The organism is Pseudoalteromonas rubra (genome assembly GCF_005887095.1).
GTDB classification, from domain to species: domain Bacteria; phylum Pseudomonadota; class Gammaproteobacteria; order Enterobacterales; family Alteromonadaceae; genus Pseudoalteromonas; species Pseudoalteromonas rubra_E.
In genome coordinates this window covers 1-1,708 of record NZ_PNCI01000100.1, presented here as the reverse complement: position 1 = coordinate 1,708, position 1,708 = coordinate 1, and the positions used below count along the sequence as shown (strand labels likewise).

At 42.7% G+C, this 1,708-nt stretch carries 3 protein-coding genes; 1 reads left to right on the top strand and 2 read right to left on the bottom strand.

The window, feature by feature from the left end; all coding sequences use genetic code 11:
• Positions 1-181, top strand: a 181-nt coding sequence (locus tag CWB99_RS24700; protein WP_249332083.1) for a hypothetical protein, incomplete at its 5' end; no start/stop codon positions are given.
• A gap of 208 nt (positions 182-389) precedes the next feature.
• Here CWB99_RS24700 and CWB99_RS23185 read toward each other — a convergent pair.
• Both CWB99_RS23185 and CWB99_RS23180 read right to left on the bottom strand, forming a co-directional pair.
• Positions 390-1,028, bottom strand: coding sequence for a hypothetical protein (locus CWB99_RS23185; protein WP_138553667.1), 639 nt, complete (start codon positions 1,026-1,028; stop codon positions 390-392).
• On the bottom strand, positions 1,006-1,708 hold a 703-nt coding region (locus CWB99_RS23180), incomplete at its 5' end, for a hypothetical protein (RefSeq protein ID WP_212748541.1). The genes CWB99_RS23185 and CWB99_RS23180, both read right to left, overlap by 23 nt.

Genomic DNA, 1,708 nt, shown 5'->3' with positions numbered 1-1,708 from the left:
CAAGCGCGTCGTACTCAAAGCGCTGTATATCGCCATTGGCATCGGTTTGCGTAAGCAGCTCACCCAATGCATTGTAGGTGTATTGCCAGTTGCCCCAATCAAGATCTTTGGTGCTGGTTTTACGGCCCGTCAGGTCGTTGTAGTCGTTGTCTATCAGGGTGGCGCATTAACGCCAATTTAGAAGTGTCCACCACATCACCCACCCCAAAAATCCAGACTGGATGCCTACGATTTTGGGTGGGTGTCCATGTAACTCCCTGGGTGGGTGTCCTTGCAACTTTGGGTGGGTGTCCATGTAACTTCATCACATCACCCACCCAACAATCCAGACTGAAATACCTACGATTTTGGGTGGGTGTCCATGTAACTGCGTTTGCAACTGCGTATTATTAGTTTAATGACTCAATCTCAGCGAAGAGCTTTTGGAACGACAAAGAACTAGCTTTCATCTTTGCTGAAAGCACAGGAGCATCATCTAATTTTCCTAAGTCATAACTTAAAGCAAGCTTTTCTATTTTAGAAATATACTTCTTTATATATGGGTTGTTAGTTCTCCCAGCAAAACTCTGTTTTTTTCTTTTTCCCTCATTATAAGTAGCAAAAAAGAAACAAGGCACTCCATTTACTCCTTTAGTATAAAAGCTGGCTGGTTGACTTGGCTCAAATATGATACCTCCTCCATTTATTAGATCCTGAGCTAATTTATAATCTAGCTTCTTCATTACTGGTTCAATGATCGTATCATCCATATACACAAAATAAGCATCATTATTTTCCCCAGTAGCAACTAAAGTAAATCCATAAAACCATTCGGACGCTGCCCCATGCTTAAGAACAATGTAATTTTGTATGCCTGAAAGGGATTCAACAGCTAACCTAACTTTCTCTTGCTTAACGCTGAAAACAGATGCGTTGGAGAAGCAAGAAGCTAGATATTTTTCCCGATCTGATGATGATGCTTTGCTCGCAAAGCATGATAACAGCATCATAATCAAAGTACTTAATTTAAGGAACTGCATAACCGTCATAATGGGTTCTCCTGTAACCAACACCTGCTTGCTGTCTGATAAGGTTTGTGTAGCGCACCGCATAAGTCTCTAAAGGGCCCAGCCCTGAAACCGATCTACCTATATTTATTCGGTCATTTCCTCCCCAGAAACCTCCTTTCGTCATCGGCCCCCAAGAGTGGTGAAGTTCATGAGCTAAGACCAAATATGTAGCCTCTCTAATATTGCCTTTATTAGTACGTATCATTTGGCCCCTTATATGATTGAATTGAATCGCGCTAGTGTAACCCGGGGCCACACCTTCACCACTAACTCTTCCATATGCTACGAGAAGATTCCCATCGCCAGAAGCTATACTGGAAAGCATTTCCATACCCGCATCTGTTTTCATGATCTTCTTAAGGTTTAGCTCAACAGCATCAGCATATCCATCAGGCCCAAGAGTATCATAATTAAGAGTCTCTTCACCCACCTTTAAGCTATGAGATTGAATCTCATAGTCAGACAAATCAATATCATTTTCAGCTTTTCCATTAAATCCATTGAGTTGACCTTTACTCATTTCACCCCAATCCGCTCTCAGCGCCGTAGCAAAAGCGGCACTGAACGCACCATTGGCAAATTTGCCGCCAGTAATTGCAGATACAGTTCCACCCACAATGGCGGAGCCGATGATACGATTCACTGGGCCTTTACCAAAC

Coding starts and splice junctions, on each gene's coding strand:
- CWB99_RS23185 (WP_138553667.1), bottom strand. CDS start 1,028: ATGACGGTTATGCAGTTCCTTAAATTAAGTACTTTGATTATGATGCTG.